At 63.6% G+C, this 16,961-nt stretch carries 14 protein-coding genes and 1 tRNA gene; 11 read left to right on the forward strand and 4 right to left on the reverse strand.

What is annotated here, in order from left to right:
- The first annotated feature begins 6 nt into the window (after positions 1 to 6).
- The 7 genes from lgt (at position 7) to RY1_RS23210 (ending at position 11,653) form a co-directional block, all read left to right on the forward strand.
- On the forward strand, positions 7 to 1,017 hold the full coding sequence (gene lgt / locus RY1_RS23180) for a prolipoprotein diacylglyceryl transferase (protein WP_072806428.1): 1,011 nt from the start codon (positions 7 to 9) through the stop codon (positions 1,015 to 1,017).
- Positions 1,010 to 1,867: a TM2 domain-containing protein gene (locus RY1_RS23185; protein ID WP_072806400.1), complete on the forward strand. Its 858-nt coding sequence runs from the start codon at positions 1,010 to 1,012 to the stop codon at positions 1,865 to 1,867. The genes lgt and RY1_RS23185 overlap by 8 nt, the downstream gene beginning before the upstream one ends.
- A gap of 54 nt (positions 1,868 to 1,921) precedes the next feature.
- Entirely contained in the window at positions 1,922 to 2,848 is a 927-nt protein-coding gene (locus RY1_RS23190; RefSeq protein ID WP_072806401.1) for a TM2 domain-containing protein, read from the forward strand.
- A gap of 271 nt (positions 2,849 to 3,119) precedes the next feature.
- Positions 3,120 to 7,703, forward strand: a complete 4,584-nt coding sequence (gltB, locus tag RY1_RS23195) for a glutamate synthase large subunit (protein WP_072806402.1) — start codon at positions 3,120 to 3,122, stop codon at positions 7,701 to 7,703.
- The gene (locus RY1_RS23200; RefSeq protein ID WP_072806403.1) at positions 7,696 to 9,201 is read left to right on the forward strand and encodes a glutamate synthase subunit beta; all 1,506 of its coding nucleotides are present in this window, start codon (positions 7,696 to 7,698) and stop codon (positions 9,199 to 9,201) included. The genes gltB and RY1_RS23200 overlap by 8 nt, the downstream gene beginning before the upstream one ends.
- Positions 9,202 to 9,310: 109 nt before the next feature.
- Entirely contained in the window at positions 9,311 to 10,729 is a 1,419-nt protein-coding gene (gene pyk, locus RY1_RS23205) for a pyruvate kinase (RefSeq protein WP_072806429.1), read from the forward strand.
- Between the two features lie 36 nt (positions 10,730 to 10,765).
- A complete protein-coding gene (locus RY1_RS23210) occupies positions 10,766 to 11,653 on the forward strand; it encodes an acyl-CoA thioesterase (RefSeq protein ID WP_072806430.1) in 888 nt (295 codons plus the stop codon).
- Positions 11,654 to 11,678: 25 nt separating this feature from the next.
- Here RY1_RS23210 and RY1_RS23215 read toward each other — a convergent pair whose 3' ends face one another.
- Positions 11,679 to 12,176, reverse strand: coding sequence for a DNA-deoxyinosine glycosylase (locus RY1_RS23215; protein WP_072806404.1), 498 nt, complete (start codon positions 12,174 to 12,176; stop codon positions 11,679 to 11,681).
- 64 nt (positions 12,177 to 12,240) lie between these two features.
- Between RY1_RS23215 and RY1_RS29825 the strand changes: the two genes are divergently transcribed.
- On the forward strand, positions 12,241 to 12,426 hold the full coding sequence (locus RY1_RS29825; protein WP_139279959.1) for a hypothetical protein: 186 nt from the start codon (positions 12,241 to 12,243) through the stop codon (positions 12,424 to 12,426).
- Between the two features lie 12 nt (positions 12,427 to 12,438).
- Here RY1_RS29825 and RY1_RS23225 read toward each other — a convergent pair whose 3' ends face one another.
- On the reverse strand, positions 12,439 to 12,918 hold the full coding sequence (locus RY1_RS23225; RefSeq protein WP_072806432.1) for an anthrone oxygenase family protein: 480 nt from the start codon (positions 12,916 to 12,918) through the stop codon (positions 12,439 to 12,441).
- 115 nt (positions 12,919 to 13,033) lie between these two features.
- Here RY1_RS23225 and RY1_RS23230 point away from each other — a divergent pair, with 115 nt between their 5' ends.
- Complete coding sequence (locus RY1_RS23230) at positions 13,034 to 14,005, forward strand: AraC family transcriptional regulator (RefSeq protein WP_072806431.1); 972 nt, start codon at positions 13,034 to 13,036, stop codon at positions 14,003 to 14,005.
- Positions 14,006 to 14,044: 39 nt separating this feature from the next.
- On the opposite strand, the gene RY1_RS30225 is transcribed toward RY1_RS23230, so the two are convergent.
- A complete protein-coding gene (locus tag RY1_RS30225) occupies positions 14,045 to 14,221 on the reverse strand; it encodes a hypothetical protein (RefSeq protein WP_169914807.1) in 177 nt (58 codons plus the stop codon).
- 118 nt (positions 14,222 to 14,339) lie between these two features.
- Positions 14,340 to 14,416: transfer RNA gene (locus tag RY1_RS23235), tRNA-Leu, on the reverse strand.
- A 157-nt stretch (positions 14,417 to 14,573) separates the two neighbouring features.
- Here RY1_RS23235 and RY1_RS23240 point away from each other — a divergent pair.
- Both RY1_RS23240 and RY1_RS23245 read left to right on the forward strand, forming a co-directional pair.
- Positions 14,574 to 15,191 (forward strand): ANTAR domain-containing response regulator, encoded by a 618-nt coding sequence (locus RY1_RS23240; RefSeq protein ID WP_072806406.1) that lies wholly within the window; start codon positions 14,574 to 14,576, stop codon positions 15,189 to 15,191.
- A gap of 171 nt (positions 15,192 to 15,362) precedes the next feature.
- Entirely contained in the window at positions 15,363 to 16,703 is a 1,341-nt protein-coding gene (locus tag RY1_RS23245; RefSeq protein ID WP_072806407.1) for an ABC transporter substrate-binding protein, read from the forward strand.
- Positions 16,704 to 16,961 lie beyond the last annotated feature (258 nt).

Here is a 16,961-nt window from a genome sequence, read left to right on the forward strand (position 1 = left end):
TCTGGAATCGCGTCGTCGACGGCTGTACTCGCTTACATACCCAGTCCGCCGCAAGGCGTCTGGTATCTGGGTCCGATCGCGTTGCGGGCCTACGCGTTGTTCATCATTCTCGGAATCGTCATCGCCGTGGTGTGGGGCGACCGACGCTGGGTCGCGCGCGGCGGAACCAAAGGCACCGTCCTCGACGTCGCGGTCTGGGCTGTCCCCTTCGGTCTCCTGGGCGGCAGGCTCTATCACGTCGCTACCGATTGGAGTACGTACTTCGGTCCGGGAGGCGACCCGGTCAGGGCGCTGAAAGTGTGGGAGGGCGGCCTCGGAATCTGGGGCGCAGTACTTCTCGGTGGTGTCGGCGCCTGGATCGGATGCCGCAGACGAGGAATCCCGTTGCCCGCCTTCGGCGATGCCGTGGCGCCTCCGATTCTGCTCGCGCAGGCGATCGGCCGAATCGGCAACTACTTCAATCAGGAGTTGTACGGCCGCGAGACCACACGGCCGTGGGGCCTCGAGATCTTCGAGCGCGTGAACGCGGATGGTCGTATCGATCCGCTGACCGGAGTGTCCACCGGTGTACTGGAGAAGGTCGTTCATCCGACATTCCTGTACGAGTTGCTGTGGAGTCTCGTCGTGGTCGCGCTACTCGTGCTCGTGGACAAGAGATTCGCCATCGGCCACGGCCGACTGTTCGCGTTGTACGTGGCCGGATACTGCGCGGGGAGGTTCTGGGTCGAACTGCTGCGCGACGACTATGCAACGCACATCGCGGGAATTCGAGTCAACACCTTCACCTCGGGGATCGTCTTCGTGCTGGCCGTGCTGTACGTCGTCCTGGCGACGAAGGGACGCGAGGAACCGTCGACTCTCGTCTCCAAGGACAGTAGGGTCGATGAGCCCGGTGACAGCGCCGCCGTCGACGAGCCCGAAGTCGGAGCCGACACTGACGCCGAGGCAAGCGGAGATAGCGAGCCCTCGCCCGATACCGCCTCGACTGCGACGAAGAAGGAGTCCTCCGATGGTTGATTTCGAGAAGAGGTCCGAGGGAAGCGAACCGAAGGACTTCGGGCCGTCGTTCGACTACGACGCAACAGCAGAGGCGTCGTTGTCCGAGCAGCCGGCCACGACCGAGGCAGGGCCGTCACACGGACCGACCTCGACGACGGGTCCGGGATGGGACACCTACTCCGGCGTCGGGAACGGCCCTGGCTGGGGTGAGTCGCCGAGCTACCCGGCGCCGAGCAGCCCCGCCGAGAACCATCCTGTCGAGAACTACCCGGTGCACGACGCGCCACCACCGTCGCCCACAGAGAACTATCCAACCCAGGGCTATCCGACCCAGGGTTACGCGGGCCAGAATTATCCGCAGAATTCAGGCCAGTACCCGGTCGTTCCGCAGGGGCAGTTTCCCCCGCCGCAACCCGGATACCCGTATTCGGCTCAGCCGGGATACGGGTATCCGACCCAGCCCGGACCCGGGTATCAGGCGCAGCCGGGTTACGGCTCGCCGCAGCCGTCTGGTTACGGGTATCCGCCGCAGCCGATGTACGGCGCTGCGCCGTACGGAGTCGGTGCAGGGTCGGACGCGCCGTTCGGGCGCGATCCGATCACCGGCGATGCGTTGTCGGACAAATCGAAAGTTGCGGCGGGATTGCTCCAGATCTTCCTCGGTGGTTTCGGCGCGGGTCGGTTCTACATCGGTAGCAACGGCGTCGCGGTGGCTCAATTGCTGTTGTTGATCGTCGGTTGGCTGACCTCGTTCGTCGGAATCGGGCTCGTCGTGTTGTTCGGTCTCTTCATCTGGGTGGTCGTGGACGGCATAGTGATGCTCGTCGGCAACGCCAAGGACGGCAACGGTCGCAAACTCAGAAACTGATCCCGACGTGGCAGACTCTCCACATCAGCTGCCGACTTCAGCGAGGAGTGCACGGTGACCGATCCCGACAAGAATTCCGAGGACTCGGCGTCCACTGATGACAACAGGACCGAGCGCATCGAGTCCCCTCCAGAGTTCGGCTCGCCCTTCGACTACGACGCCACCGCCGAAGCGTCGCTGTCCGAACCTCCTGCCACGTCCGAGAACGGACCGGTGACGGGCGCGACCGGCTCGGGATCTGGTTCCGGTCCTGGGTGGGACGTCCATTCCGGAGTGGGCAACGGGCCTGGCTGGGGTGACGTGCCGAGTTATCCACCACCCAGTACACCGGACACAGCGTCCGCGCCGGATGCAGGGTCGACAGCGGATACAGGGTCGACCGGCGTCGATCTGGGCAAGCCGACCAGCGGGCCAGGGCACTCGGATCCGAACGAAAGTGGCTACGGTACGCAGCAGTTCGGTACGCAGCAGTTCGGTACGCAGCAGTTCGGTGCCCCCGAGTTCGGGGGACCCGTGTACGGGCCACCGGACCCCTATTATCAGCAGCCGGAGCCCTATCAGCAGCCGGAGCCGCCGAATTACGGTCAGGGATACCCTCCGCCGCCCGGATATCCGACTGCTCAGCAGCAGGGTTATCCCGGGCCTGCGGCTGGATACGGCGCCCCACAGGGGTATGTTCCGCAGCCCGCATACGGCTATCCGGGTGGCTACGGTGTCGACCCGAGCGCTCCGTACGGCCGCCACCCGATGACGGGTGAGCCGTTGTCGGACAAGTCGAAGTTGACGGCGGGTCTGCTCGAGATCCTGCTCGGGGCGTTCGGTGCAGGCCGGTTCTATCTGAACCAGCCGGGAATTGCTGTTGCGCAGATCGCTGTCACGTGGTTGACGTGTGGAATCGGTGGCATCTGGCCGTTGATCGACGGCATCATGATGCTGACGGGAAGTGTGCGCGACGAGCACGGTCGGCCGCTGCGCGACTGATCGCGTCGCTGCGTCCGGTAGCCGTTGACCTTCGCAATTCCTGGATTGTCAATAGCTACTGGTACGCTCCGACCATTCGGTTAGAGACCGAATTCCTTCGCGGGCCAGAGTTGTCCCGGTAGACCCCGTTTTGGTGAATGAAGACCTCTCGGCGACCGTAAGGTTGTCGTGAGAGCTGATCGCTGGCGGAGTTGCCGAGAGAAGTCACGGCGCCGTATTCGGCGCACTGCGCTCCACGGTGCCTCCCCGGCCGACGTGGAGGTGACTTCGATTGCTGTTCTCACAGTTGCCGGCGGCGCAAGGGCTGTACGACCCGGCTCAGGAGAAGGACTCGTGCGGCGTCGCCATGATCGCCGATATCGCGGGTCGTCGGTCGCACAGCATCGTCGCCGACGGAGTTCTTGCTCTGGAGAATCTGGAACACCGCGGTGCTGCAGGCGCAGAACCGAACAGTGGCGACGGCGCGGGCATCTTGTTGCAGCTTCCGGTGGAGCTGCTCGGTTCGCTCGTGGATTTCGATCTACCCGCACCACTGGGTGACGGCAGCAACACATACGCCGCAGGAATCTGTTTTCTGCCGCAGGGTGTCCGCGAACGCGCGGCGGCAGTACACCGCGTCGAGGAAATTGCCGAGGACGAAGGTCTTCGCGTCCTGGGTTGGCGTGAAGTCGACGTCGACCCCGATCGTGCCGACATCGGACTGACGGCTCTCGGTTGTATGCCGTACATGTCGTACCTCTTCGTCACCGCGCCCGAGCTCGACGGCCGACGGCTGGGTGGACTCGAACTCGATCGCCTGGTCTACGCGTTGCGCAAGCGTGCGGAACGAGTGACGCCGGAGATCGAGGCGGCCGGTACAGGCTTGTTCTTCCCGTCGCTGTCCAGCCGCACCATCGTGTACAAGGGCATGCTCACCACGATGCAGCTGCCCCTGTTCTTCCCGGATCTGCGTAATCCGTTGTGCGCGAGCGCTATCGCAATCGTGCACAGCCGGTTCTCGACCAACACCTTCCCGTCCTGGCCGCTGGCGCACCCACACAGGTACGTGGCCCACAACGGCGAGATCAACACGGTGATGGGCAACCGCAACCGTATGCGCGCACGAGAGGCGATGCTTGCCAGCGACGTCATTCCCGGTGATCTGAAACGGCTCTACCCGATCTGCAATCCGGACGGCTCGGACTCGGTGTCGCTCGACGAGGTACTCGAACTGCTTCACCTCGGTGGACGCAGCGTTCCCCATGTCGTGATGATGATGGTGCCCGAGCCCTGGGAGAACCACCAGAACATGGATCCCGACGTCCGCGCGTTCTATCAGTTCCATGCGTCGATCATGGAGCCGTGGGACGGTCCTGCGTGTGTCACCTTCACCGACGGTGCCTATGTCGGCGCCGTACTGGACCGAAACGGTCTGCGCCCAGGGCGGTGGTGGCAGACCGTCGACGGTCGTGTCATCCTCGCCAGTGAAGCCGGAGTTCTCGAGGTTCCGCAGTCCGAGGTCGTCGCCAAGGGCCGTCTGGAGCCGGGCAAGATGTTCCTCGTCGACACCGCCGCAGGCAGACTGGTTCCCGACGACGAGATCAAGAGTCGATTGGCGCAGGAGCACCCGTACCGGGAGTGGCTGCACGCAGGATTGCTCGAGATCAAGAGCCTGCCGGAGCGGGCACACATCCAGTACAACCACGACTCGGTGGTGCGTCGTCAGATCGCGTTCGGTTACACCGAGGAGGACCTGCGCGTCGTTCTGACGCCCATGGCAGCATCGGGCGGAGAGCCATTGGGTTCCATGGGAACCGACACCCCGCCGGCAGTTCTGTCGCAGCGGTCGCGGCAGCTCTACGACTACTTCATCGAACTGTTCGCCCAGGTCACCAACCCGCCGCTCGACTCGATACGAGAAGAGATCGTCACTTCGCTCTCGCGCGTCATGGGACCGGAGCAGAACCTGCTCGAGCCCACTGCTGCGTCGTGCAGGCAGATCGTGCTGCCGTGGCCGGTTCTGGACAACGACGAGCTGAACAAGATCATCCATATCAACTACGACGGCGACCACCCCGGGCTCGCCGCCACCGTGCTGCGCGGACTGTACGAGGTCGAGCGTGGGGGAGAGGGGCTCGCCGAGGCTATCGAGGACCTGCGTAGACGGGCGAGTGAGGCGATCGCGTCGGGCTTCCGTACCCTCATCATCTCCGACCGCGACTCCGACCACACCCATGCACCGATCCCGTCGCTTCTGGCCACTGCTGCCGTGCATCACCACCTGGTTCGCACCAAGGAGCGCACCAAGGTAGCCCTCGTCGTGGAGTCGGGCGATGCACGCGAAGTGCACCACCTCGCGTTGCTCATCGGTTTCGGCGCGGCCGCGGTCAACCCGTATCTCGCGATGGAGTCGATCGAGGATCTCGTCGGTGAAGGCGAGTTGACGGGCGTCGAGGCTTCCGTCGCGGTCCGCAACTACCTGTACGGTCTCGGCAAGGGTGTACTGAAGGTCATGTCCAAGATGGGCATCTCGACGGTCGGTTCCTACACGGGCGCACAGGTTTTCGAGGCGATCGGTCTCGATCGGGAAGTGGTGCGCGAGTACTTCAAGGGCACCGTCAGCAAACTCGGCGGCGTCGGACTCGATGTGCTGGCGGAAGAGGTCAAGCTGCGGCATCGGCGTGCCTACCCGGAGAATCCGACCGACCGGGTGCACCGCCGCCTCGAGATCGGTGGTGAGTACCAGTTCCGTCGTGAGGGCGAACTGCATCTGTTCACCCCGGAAACGGTGTTTCTGCTCCAGCATGCGACCCGCACCGGCCGGTACGACGTCTTCCAGAAATACAGCAACGAGGTCGATCGACTCTCCCGTGAGGGTGGCACCCTGCGGGGACTGTTCGAGCTGAAAGAAGGCCTCCGCGAACCTGTTCCGCTCGACGAGGTCGAGTCGGTGGAATCGATCGTGACGCGGTTCAACACCGGCGCGATGAGCTACGGGTCGATCTCGGCAGAGGCGCACGAGACGATGGCGGTCGCGATGAACAATCTCGGCGGTCGGTCCAATTCCGGTGAGGGCGGTGAGGACACTGATCGGTTGTACGACCCGGCTCGGCGCAGCGCCGTCAAGCAGGTCGCCAGTGGCCGATTCGGTGTCACCAGCGACTATCTGGTCAACGCGACCGACATTCAGATCAAGATGGCGCAGGGGGCCAAACCTGGTGAGGGAGGCCAGCTTCCGGGATACAAGGTGTACCCGTGGGTTGCCAAGACACGCCACTCGACCCCCGGTGTCGGGTTGATCTCGCCGCCTCCGCATCACGACATCTACTCGATCGAGGATCTTGCGCAGCTGATCCACGACCTGAAGAACGCCAACGAGAACGCGCGCGTCCACGTCAAGCTGGTCAGCTCGGTCGGTGTCGGCACGGTGGCCACCGGTGTGAGCAAGGCGCATGCGGACGTCGTGCTCATCTCGGGTTACGACGGCGGGACCGGCGCGGCGCCTCTGACCTCACTCAAGCATGCAGGTGCCCCGTGGGAGATCGGCCTTGCGGACGCGCAGCAGACGTTGGTGCTCAACGGTCTTCGTGACCGCATCACCGTGCAGTGCGACGGAGGCCTTCGTACCGGCCGCGACGTCATCGTTGCCGCGTTGCTGGGGGCAGAGGAATTCGGCTTCTCCACGGCGCCCCTGATCGTCGCCGGGTGCATCATGATGCGGGTGTGCCATCTGGACACGTGCCCGGTCGGTGTGGCGACGCAGAATCCGGAGTTGCGTAAGCGCTTCAACGGCAAACCCGAGTTCCTGGAGGACTTCTTCCGGTTCGTTGCCGAGGACGTCCGAAAGTATCTGGCACAGTTGGGATTCCGTAGCATCGACGAAGCTGTCGGACATGCGGACTCGCTCGAGACCGCGGCCGGGATTGCGCACTGGAAGAGTCAGGGGCTCGATCTGTCGCCGATCTTCGCGATGCCGGCGGATCAGCACGGCGCGCCGATGACACAGCGTCGACGCCTTCGCGGGCAGGATCACGGGCTGGACTTCGCGCTCGATCGCACACTGATCCAGTTGGCGGAGGGCGCTCTCGAGGACGCACATCCGCTGAAGCTGGAACTGCCGGTGCGTAACGTCAACCGAACGGTGGGGACACTGCTCGGTGCGGAGGTGACGCGCCGATTCGGTGGGCAGGGCCTCCCGGACGACACCATTCGGGTGGAGCTGACGGGATCGGCGGGGCAGTCGCTCGGCGCATTCCTGCCGACCGGCATCACGATCGATCTGATCGGCGACACGAACGACTATGTCGGCAAAGGGCTCTCGGGAGGGCGAGTGGTGGTACGCCCTGCGCGCGACGTCGAATTCGTCCCCGAGGACAACGTCATCGCAGGCAACACCATTCTCTACGGTGCCACGTCGGGGGAGGTCTTCCTCCGCGGCCGCGTCGGCGAGCGGTTCGCGGTGCGCAATTCCGGTGCCACCGCGGTCAACGAAGGTGTCGGTGACCACGCGTTCGAGTACATGACCGGCGGCCGCGTGGTCGTTCTCGGTCCGACGGGACGCAACATGGCCGCGGGAATGTCGGGCGGCATCGCCTATGTGCTCGGCCTCGACGAGAGCAACGTGAACACGGCGATGGTCTCGTTGCAGAGGCCCGATCCCGACGATCTGGCGTGGTTGCGCGAGACGGTGGAGAGTCATCGGAAGTGGACCCGATCCACCGTCGCAGCATCACTTCTCGCGGATTGGCCACGGCGGTCCGCGTTGTTCACGAAAATCATGCCCGTCGACTATCAGCGTGTGCTGGAGGCGACGCGGATGGCGCGGGCCGAGGGGCGCGACGTCGATTCTGCAATCATGGAGGCTGCACGTGGCTGATCCCAGAGGTTTTCTGAACGTAGTCAAGCGGGAAGCCGTCAAGCGACCCATCGGCGAGCGTGTCAAGGATTGGAACGAGGTCTACTCCCATCAGCCTTCGGCCGAACGAGCGGCGGAGGTGTCGGACCAGGCTCGTCGCTGTATGGATTGCGGAATTCCGTTCTGCCACTCCGGGACTGCGGGGTGCCCGTTGGGGAACCTCATTCCCGAGTGGAACGATCTCGTACGTCGAGACCGCTGGGATGCCGCCAGTGATCGCCTGCATGCGACGAACAACTTCCCCGAGTTCACCGGCAGGGTCTGCCCAGCGCCGTGCGAGGCTGCATGTGTGCTGTCGATCGCCGAAGGCGACACTGGTGGCAGTGTCACGATCAAGCGCGTCGAACAGACGATCGCCGATCTGGCGTGGGAACAGGGCAGCATCGTTCCTCAGCCGCCCACCATCAGTTCGGGCAAGCGCGTTGCCGTCGTCGGATCCGGGCCTGCCGGCCTCGCCGCGGCGCAGCAGCTCACACGCGCCGGACATGATGTGACGGTGTACGAGCGCGACGATCGACTCGGCGGTCTCCTCAGGTACGGCATCCCCGAGTTCAAGCTCGAGAAGTCCGTCCTCGATCAGCGGCTGATGCAGATGCGTGCCGAGGGAACGCATTTCATCACCGACTGCGAGGTCGGAATCGACTTCACCGTCGAACAGCTGCGGGGAACGTACGACGCGGTGGTGTTGGCCGTCGGAGCCCTTCGCGCGCGCGACAACACCGAAGTCGAGGGTCGCGGACTCGACGGGATTCATCTTGCGATGGAGCATCTGGTGCCGTCGAACAAGGAGTGCGAGGGCGACGGACCGACGTCGATCTCCGCCAAGGACAAGCACGTCGTGATCATCGGCGGCGGCGACACCGGAGCGGACTGCCTCGGAACTGCACACCGTCAGGGTGCCGCATCGGTGACTCAGCTGGATTACAACCAGCCTTTGCCGGGGTCCAGGGACGAGACGTTGTCCCCGTGGCCGTCGTGGCCGCTGGTGCTGCGGACGTCCCCGGCACATGCCGAGGGCGGCGTCGTTCGCCATCAGGTTGCGGTGCAACGTTTTCTGGGCGACGACAACGGCCACGTTCGTGCAATGGTTCTGGCGGAGGTCGAGGTGCAGCGTGATTCGAACGGCAGGCGGATCATCACGCCCATCGGTGAAGAGGTCGAAGTTCCTTGTGATCTCGCGTTGTTCGCGATCGGATTCGAAGGTGTCGAGCATGGACCCCTGCTCGACGACTACGAGTTGTCCCTCACCCGCCGCGGTTCGCTCTCCTGTGGGCCGGACTGGCAGACGACGGCTCCCGGTGTGTTCGTGTGCGGGGATGCCCATCGCGGAGCCTCTCTGGTCGTCTGGGCCATCGCCGAGGGTCGCTCTGCCGCCCACGGCGTCGACACGTACCTGACGGGCCGGTCGGAACTGCCGTCGCCGGTGCACCCGACGGCGTTGCCGCTCGCGGTGGTCTGAACCGATACAGGTGCTCTCAGCAGTGGAAACGGAATACTACTGATCGGTAGTATTCCGTTGGACCCCTCTGCCATGGAGAAGGTGACGATCACCGTCTAGGCTCGTGGTCGTGAGCCGACGTACGAAGATCGTTTGCACCCTTGGACCTGCGACCGCCAGCAGTGAGCGAATCCGCGAACTCGTCGAGAGTGGAATGGATGTCGCCAGACTGAATTTCAGCCACGGTGATCACCCTGATCATCAGGCCAACTACGAATGGGTCCGCGAAGCATCGAATGCCACCGGCAAAGCGGTGGGCATCCTCGCCGATCTCCAGGGCCCGAAGATTCGCCTCGGCCGTTTCGCCGAGGGCAAGACCACCTGGGCCGCCGGTGAATTGGTGCGCATCACGGTCGACGAGTGCGAAGGCACACACGACCGTGTTTCGACGACGTACAAGGAACTGGCGCAGGACGCCAAGGAAGGCGATCGTCTTCTCGTCGACGACGGCAAGGTAGGACTCGTCGTCACCGGTGTCGAGGGCAACGACGTGTTGTGTCGTGTCACCGAAGGTGGCCCGGTCAGCAACAACAAGGGCGTGTCGCTGCCCGGTATGGATGTGTCGGTTCCGGCCTTGTCGGAGAAGGACATTGCCGATCTGGAGTTCGCGCTCGCACTCGGTGTCGACTTCATCGCGCTGTCGTTCGTGCGCTCGCCTGCCGACGTCGAGCTCGTGCACGCCATCATGGATCGAGTGGGTCGTCGCGTTCCCGTCATCGCGAAGCTCGAGAAGCCCGAGGCAGTGGACAACCTCGAAGCCATCGTTCTTGCGTTCGACGCGGTCATGGTCGCCCGCGGTGACCTGGGTGTCGAGCTGCCGCTCGAACAGGTTCCGCTCGTGCAGAAGCGCGCCATCCAGATCGCGCGCGCCAACGCCAAACCCGTCATCGTCGCGACGCAGATGCTCGAATCGATGATCGAGAACTCACGCCCCACCAGGGCCGAGGCTTCCGACGTCGCCAACGCGGTTCTCGACGGCACCGACGCGGTCATGTTGTCCGGTGAGACCTCGGTCGGCAAGTACGTGATGGAGACCGTGCGCACGATGGCACGGATCGTCGAGACCGTCGAGACCGAAGGTGACAGTGTTCCGCCGCTGACGCACGTACCGCGCACCAAGCGCGGCGTGATCTCGTACGCAGCCCGCGACATCGGTGAACGGCTCGACGCGAAGGCTCTCGTGGCCTTCACTCAGTCCGGTGACACGGTGCGACGCCTCGCTCGCCTGCACACGTCACTGCCGCTGCTTGCCTTCACCTCCATTCCCGAGGTTCGCTCGCAACTCGCGTTGAGTTGGGGGACGGAGACGTTCCTCGTGCCGGAGGTCGCCACGACGGACGCGATGGTGCTCGAAGTCGACAAGGCCCTTCTCGAACTCGGTCGCTACAACAAGGGCGATCAGGTCGTGATTGTCGCCGGAGCCCCTCCCGGCACAGTAGGCTCGACCAACTTGATCCACGTGCACCGAATTGGGGAAGAGGACCGGTAAGTGGCCGATGCGGGGGGAGGCACTGTGACAGTGCCGATGGGGACGAACGGTAAGACGGATCTGGAGACGCTCCTGGGGCTGCTCGAGCTCGAGGAGATCGGTGACGACGTCTACCGAGGGGTGCACCCGCAGCAGGTGGGCAGCCGGACATTCGGGGGGCAACTGGTCGCCCAGGCGCTCATTGCCGCTGGCCGAACCGTCAGCGGGACCTCACGCGACGTACACGCCATCAACGCGCACTTCATTCGCGGAGGCGACGTCAAGAAGCCGATCGAGTATCACGTCTCGCGGCATCGCGACGGTCGAGCGTTCGCCAATCGTCAGGTGACTGCGCTGCAGGACGGCAACGAGATCTTCGTGATGCTCGCCGCTTTCCAGGATTTCGGCAAGGGGCTGGAGCACAGCGTCGAATTGCCCGAGGTTCCCTATCCGGACGCGCTGCCGCCGTTGGGCGACCATTTCGTCGGGTACGAGGATCGCCTGCAGATGTTTCTCGAGGCGCTCAAACCGATCGACATGCGGTATGCGAACGATCCGGCGTGGATTCTTCAAGGCACAGGGGAGAAGCTCAACCACAATCGTGTCTGGATGAAGGCCGACGGTGACCTTCCCGACGACCCGATATTTCACGCCGCCACCATGGGATACGCGTCGGACACCACGGTTCTGGACTCGATCATCACCACCCACGGACTGTCGTGGGGATTCGATCGCATCGTGGCCGCGACGGTCAATCACTCCATCTGGTTCCACCGTCCCTTCCGGTTCGACGACTGGGCCCTGTACGCCACCGAGTCACCGGTCGCCGCCGGTTCGCGCGGACTCGCAACCGGTCGGTTCTTCTCGATGGATGGTTTGCTGCTGGCAACCGTCGTCCAGGAAGGCCTCATTCGGCACTTCCCCAGAAAAGCAGTGGCCGAATAGGACGCGCAGTTCTCCTGTCGAGGGCTCAGCCGTGGTGTGCGACGACGCTCCACGCGGCGAGCTTGTCGGCGAACGTCATCGACGCATGCGCCGGGCTGGTCGAGGGAAGCCGTGCGAACGCCAGCGTCCGCTCCGGCGGAGCCACGTGGCGTGCATAGCTGCTCTCGGCCTTCGCGCCGTTGAAGAAGACGCGCTCGATCGACGGGTTCTCGCGCAGCAACCCCGCGAAGTCGTTGGGGACGATGGAGGATTCGTCGATTGCCGAATCGAGACTTCCGTGCCGTGTACACAGTTTCAGTACATCCCACACGGCGATGCCGCGACGTGACAGGGTTGCCGTGCGTTCCGGGTAGGCAACGTGCGGTCCGGCGTCGAACAGCTCACCCATGATCTGCCAGAACGCATTTCGTGGGTGCGCGTAGTACTCGTCGGCCGCCAGCGACGCGACACCAGGCATCGAACCAAGAATCAGAGTGTGCGCCGACGGACCGATGATCGGCGGGAAACTGTGCACGGTGTTCATTCGCTCAGAATGCCATGACCGAATGTCGGGCGAGTCCGGCACCGAAGGGCGGACAATGGAATGCATGTTGGATCCACGAGTACTCGACAACCATGAGCTGGACGCCGAACTGGCCGCACTTCGCCGTGGCCGTGACGCATCGATGGACGAGGGCGCCGGTGGCGAATCCCTCGCCGAGGCGGACCGCCTGATCGAACGCTTCGAAGAAGAGATACGCGCCCGGCATCTGCGCGCGGCAGAGGACGTCTAGCGCTTCGGACGTCTAGCGCCTCGACGCGACGGTCAGGACTGCGCAGGCAGCAATTGCGGCGGCGGTCCGCGCGTGATTCCACCGAGTCCAGCGGGTGACGTAGTCGGACCACGTTCGGATTCCGTCGACAGAGTTCGGGTCGGCCGCTGCCAACCCGTCGTTGAGTGGCACGTTCACCATCATCGTGACCACGAAACAGCCGATCACGAACAGAACGGCGCCTGCGACGATCAACATCCGTGCGCCCGTTCCCGATAACGCGGACGTGATTGCGGCGATCGTCGCCGCCGCGGCGCTGCCGACGAACACGGTGAGAAAAACAGGTGAGACGATCGCGATGTTCATCTGCTGCATCGCAAACATCGCCGACGACGGCGGCTGGGTTCGAAGGGCGGGCATGACGCTCACCGAGAACGCGAGCAGCACTCCTGCGGTGATGCCGCATCCCACGGCGGCGATCGTGGTGGCTACCGGTGCGATGCGTTCGATCATGGTGGTGTCCTCTCCGAATCGTTTCATCCAGCATCGCAGGCCGTGACCTGGACTTTCCATGACTCGGAGTCGCAGTTTCATGCTCGTTCGTCCAGTGAAGCGATACGATGAGCCGATGCGAGGGCAAGACCCATGGAAGACCCCCGACCCCCTCGGGGAAGCGCTGCACTTTCTCCGTATGACCGGGGCCTTCTATTGCAGGTCGGAGTTGTCGGAGCCGTGGGGGCTCGGGATGCCGCAGATGGAGGACTGTCTGTGGTTTCACGTCGTCACCACCGGTCGATGTCGGCTCGCCGTGGACGGTGCACCACCGCGATCTCTAGTACCTGGCGAATTCGCCTTGGTGCCACACGGTTTGGGTCACACTCTGTCCAGTGACGCGGAATCGAGCGTCGACGCACCCATCGTGTACGACATTCCGCACGACTACGTCAGCGACCGTTATGCCGTCATCAGGCACGGAGGCGGCGGCGTCTCGACGACGATGGTCTGCGGTGCCGTCCGCCTCGACCATCCTTCCGCTGTGCAGCTGATCCGGTCGCTGCCGCCGCTGATCGTCGTCGAATCAGCGCCTGCGCCGCACCTGTCCTGGATGCACAGCACCCTCGGCTTGGTTGCGGACGAGGCCAGCGCGCTTCGGCCAGGAGGGGAAGCAGTCATCACACGTCTGTCGGACATCCTCGTCATCCAAGCCCTACGGTCATGGATCGAACACGATCCTGCTGCCGAGAGTGGTTGGCCAGGAGCCCTGCGGGATCCTGGCGTCGGCCCGGCATTGGCTCTGCTACACAGTGATCCGGAGAAGCAATGGACCGTGGCGTCGTTGGCGACTGAAGTGTCGATGTCGAGGTCCGCGTTCTCGGCGAGATTCACCTCGATGGTGGGAGAGTCGCCCATGCGCTACCTCGCGCGGTGGCGAATGCAGACCGCGCACGACATGCTGCGGTCCGGTGACGTGACGGTGTCCGAGTCCGCGAGGAGATGCGGTTACGAATCCGAGGCAGCCTTCGCTCGCGCCTTCAAACGAACGATAGGCGTCCCGCCGGGAAGTGTCCGAAAACGCGTCGAATTATCCATGCGGCCTTGATGTTCGGCGGTCAGAGAACAGACCCGACAGGGGTGAACGTCAGTCGGTCACCGGGCGATCGACGTAACCGGTGACGTGCTGGTCGTTCGCGCTGCACTGGTAGTAGACCCACTCGACGTCCGAGAGATCTGCATCTCCGAACCTGTGGGTGACACGCTGCGCACACACGATGCCGGCGCCGGTTTCGTGGCATCGACGACTGCTGGGGACGTACATCACATCACTCTAGGCTTCCGGCAGGATCGTTGTTTACCAGCGCTTTCCACCACCGAAGCGCTCCGGAACCTGCATGGCCGCTCGATCTCACGGTGAGATGGTGACTCAGTGACGAACGTGGTGCCCTCGGTGAGACTCGAACTCACACTGCACGGGTTTTGAATCCGTTTCCTCTGCCAATTGGGATACGAGGGCTTGCGTTGTCTTGCGGATCACTACTTTAGAAGATGCGCCGAGAAGGTCAACCACCGGTACCCTTCAAATGCTCTCACGACCCGGCGGAGTCCTCGTGAGCCCGTGGGCACACGAGAGTTTCCGCTGGTCGATGACTTCTCGAAGGAGACTGGTACCTATGAATGCTCCTGCCCAGCAAGAGGACGGCAAGCCCGCCCTCCGTGTCGTGGTGGCCGAGGACGAATCGCTGATCAGGTTGGACCTGGTGGAGATGCTGCGCGAGGAAGGCTACGACGTCGTCGGGGAAGCTGCCGATGGTCAGCAGGCCGTGGATCTGGCCGTCGAACTGCGGCCCGATCTGGTGATCATGGACGTGAAGATGCCGCGCCGTGACGGAATCGATGCTGCGTCGGAGATCGCCGAGAGGCGAATCGCACCGGTGGTGATCCTCACCGCGTTCAGTCAGCGAGAACTGGTGGAGAAGGCGCGTGACGCCGGTGCCATGGCGTACCTCGTGAAGCCGTTCTCGAAGGCGGATCTCATGCCTGCGGTGGAACTCGCTGCAAGTCGGTACACCGAGATCTCGACCCTGGAAAACGAGATCGCGGACTTGCAGGAGCGGCTGGAAACTCGCAAGTTGATCGAGCGAGCGAAGGGCAAACTCATGGAGTCGCAGTCGCTCACAGAGCCGCAGGCGTTCAAGTGGATTCAGCGCGCAGCAATGGACCGTCGCACGACGATGAAGGCGGTCGCCTTGGTCATCATCGAGACGCTCGATCAGTCCGCCGAGGGCTGATTTCGGGCTCCCACGCTACGGCCACGTAAATCTTCCGCCGCTCAGGTCACAGTCAGGTCACGAGGCTTCTTCTCACTGATCGCAAATCGATTCGGACAGCTAGCGTCTGATCCACACATGAGGCACATAACTCAGGTGCGCTTCATCGAAGATCGATCAAGGAGACCCTAGATGTCTAAACGGACCTATGTCCGCACGGCTGCGGTGCTGAGTGCTGCGTCACTGGCACTGTTCGGCTGTTCCTCGAGCGACGATTCGAGCTCGGGGGAGAGCTCCAACTCCGCTGGCAGTGGAAGTTCGGCTGCAGAAGAAACAACCGTGACGACCGACTGCACGCCGGAGCAGGCAGCCGCAGGCTCGACTCCCGTGACGACGCCACTCGTCGTCGGAACGCTGCTTCCCGAGACAGGCACGCTGGCATTCCTCGGCCCACCCGAGGTCGCAGGCGTTCAGCTTGCGGTGAACGACGTCAACAGCGCAGGAGGAGTCCTCGGTCAGCCGGTTCAGCTGATCCCCGGTGACTCGGGCGATACCACCACCGACACCGCGACCGTCACTGTGGACCGCCTTCTTGCCGGCGGGGCAGACGTCATCGTCGGCGCGGCATCGTCGTCGGTGTCGCTGAAGGTCATCGACAAGATCGCCAGCGCCGGTGTCGTGCAGTTCTCGCCTGCCAACACCTCAGACCAGTTCGTCTGCTACCCGGACAAGGGCCAGTACTTCCGTACGGCACCGACCGACGTACTGCAGGCACAGGCTCTGTCGCAGCTCATCGCGGAGGACGGCGCCCAGCGTGTGTCCATCCTCGCGCTGAACGATCCGTACGGCACCGGACTCGCATCGAACACCGTGGAGAATCTCGAAGCTGCGGGCATCCCGTCCGATCAGATTCAGAAGATCATCTACGACCCCAATGCGCAGTCGTTCAACGCCGAGGTCGACGACGTCAAGACCTTCGCGCCCGACGCAGTGGCGATCATCGGTTTCGAGGAGTCGGCGAAAATCATCACCCGTATGCACGAGGTCGGCATCGGGCCGTCCGACGGCACGCTGGTCTACGGCGTCGACGGCAACATGGGCAACGCCCTCGGTGAGTCGGTCGCAAAGCCGTTGCTGGACACGATGAAAGGCACCACGCCTCTCACCGACGTCGGCACGGAGTTCCAGGACCGCCTCAAGGTCATCAACCCCGCGTTGGTGGACTACAACTACGCCGGTGAGTCCTATGATGCAGTCGTCATCTCGGCGCTCGCTGCCGAGCAAGCCAAGTCGACAGCTGGTACCGACATCGCAGCGAACATCAACAGCGTCACCAAGGACGGTGAGAAGTGCACGACCTTCGCGCAGTGCCTTCCGCTGGTTCAGGCAGGAACCGACATCGACTACGACGGCATCACCGGCGCGCTGAACTTCAGCGACTCGGGTGAACCCGCCACCGGTTCTTACGGCAAGCTGGTCTTCGGACCGGAGAACACTCTCACCACCGAGGGATACATCGTCGTCGGTGAGTGACGGCCAGTCGGTCAGCGACCGACATTCAGTAGCCAGGTAGCTTCGTCGTGTCGGTCGGTCGCCGGTCGCCGCTGGGGTGACCGAATGTCACATTCGCTCACTGTGGGGTGACTGGATGTGACATTCGCTCACTGTGGGGTGACCGGATGTGACATTCGCTCACTCTGAGTGACCGACTATGACATTCGCTCACTGTGGGGTGACTGGATGTGACATTCGCTCACTGCGGGGTGACTGAATGACGCCCTCGCTCACTCT

It is taken from the genome of Rhodococcus yunnanensis NBRC 103083 (genome assembly GCF_001895005.1).
GTDB lineage: Bacteria > Actinomycetota > Actinomycetes > Mycobacteriales > Mycobacteriaceae > Rhodococcoides > Rhodococcoides yunnanense.

Excerpts from the sequence above, each read along its gene's own strand:
- RY1_RS23185 (WP_072806400.1), top strand. The coding sequence starts at position 1,010 with ATGGTTGATTTCGAGAAGAGGTCCGAGGGAAGCGAACCGAAGGACTTC.
- RY1_RS23210 (WP_072806430.1), top strand. The coding sequence starts at position 10,766 with ATGGGGACGAACGGTAAGACGGATCTGGAGACGCTCCTGGGGCTGCTC.
- RY1_RS23215 (WP_072806404.1), bottom strand. The coding sequence starts at position 12,176 with ATGAACACCGTGCACAGTTTCCCGCCGATCATCGGTCCGTCGGCGCAC.
- RY1_RS29825 (WP_139279959.1), top strand. The coding sequence starts at position 12,241 with ATGTTGGATCCACGAGTACTCGACAACCATGAGCTGGACGCCGAACTG.
- RY1_RS23225 (WP_072806432.1), bottom strand. The coding sequence starts at position 12,918 with ATGATCGAACGCATCGCACCGGTAGCCACCACGATCGCCGCCGTGGGA.
- RY1_RS23230 (WP_072806431.1), top strand. The coding sequence starts at position 13,034 with ATGCGAGGGCAAGACCCATGGAAGACCCCCGACCCCCTCGGGGAAGCG.
- RY1_RS30225 (WP_169914807.1), bottom strand. The coding sequence starts at position 14,221 with ATGTACGTCCCCAGCAGTCGTCGATGCCACGAAACCGGCGCCGGCATC.
- RY1_RS23240 (WP_072806406.1), top strand. The coding sequence starts at position 14,574 with ATGAATGCTCCTGCCCAGCAAGAGGACGGCAAGCCCGCCCTCCGTGTC.
- RY1_RS23245 (WP_072806407.1), top strand. The coding sequence starts at position 15,363 with ATGTCTAAACGGACCTATGTCCGCACGGCTGCGGTGCTGAGTGCTGCG.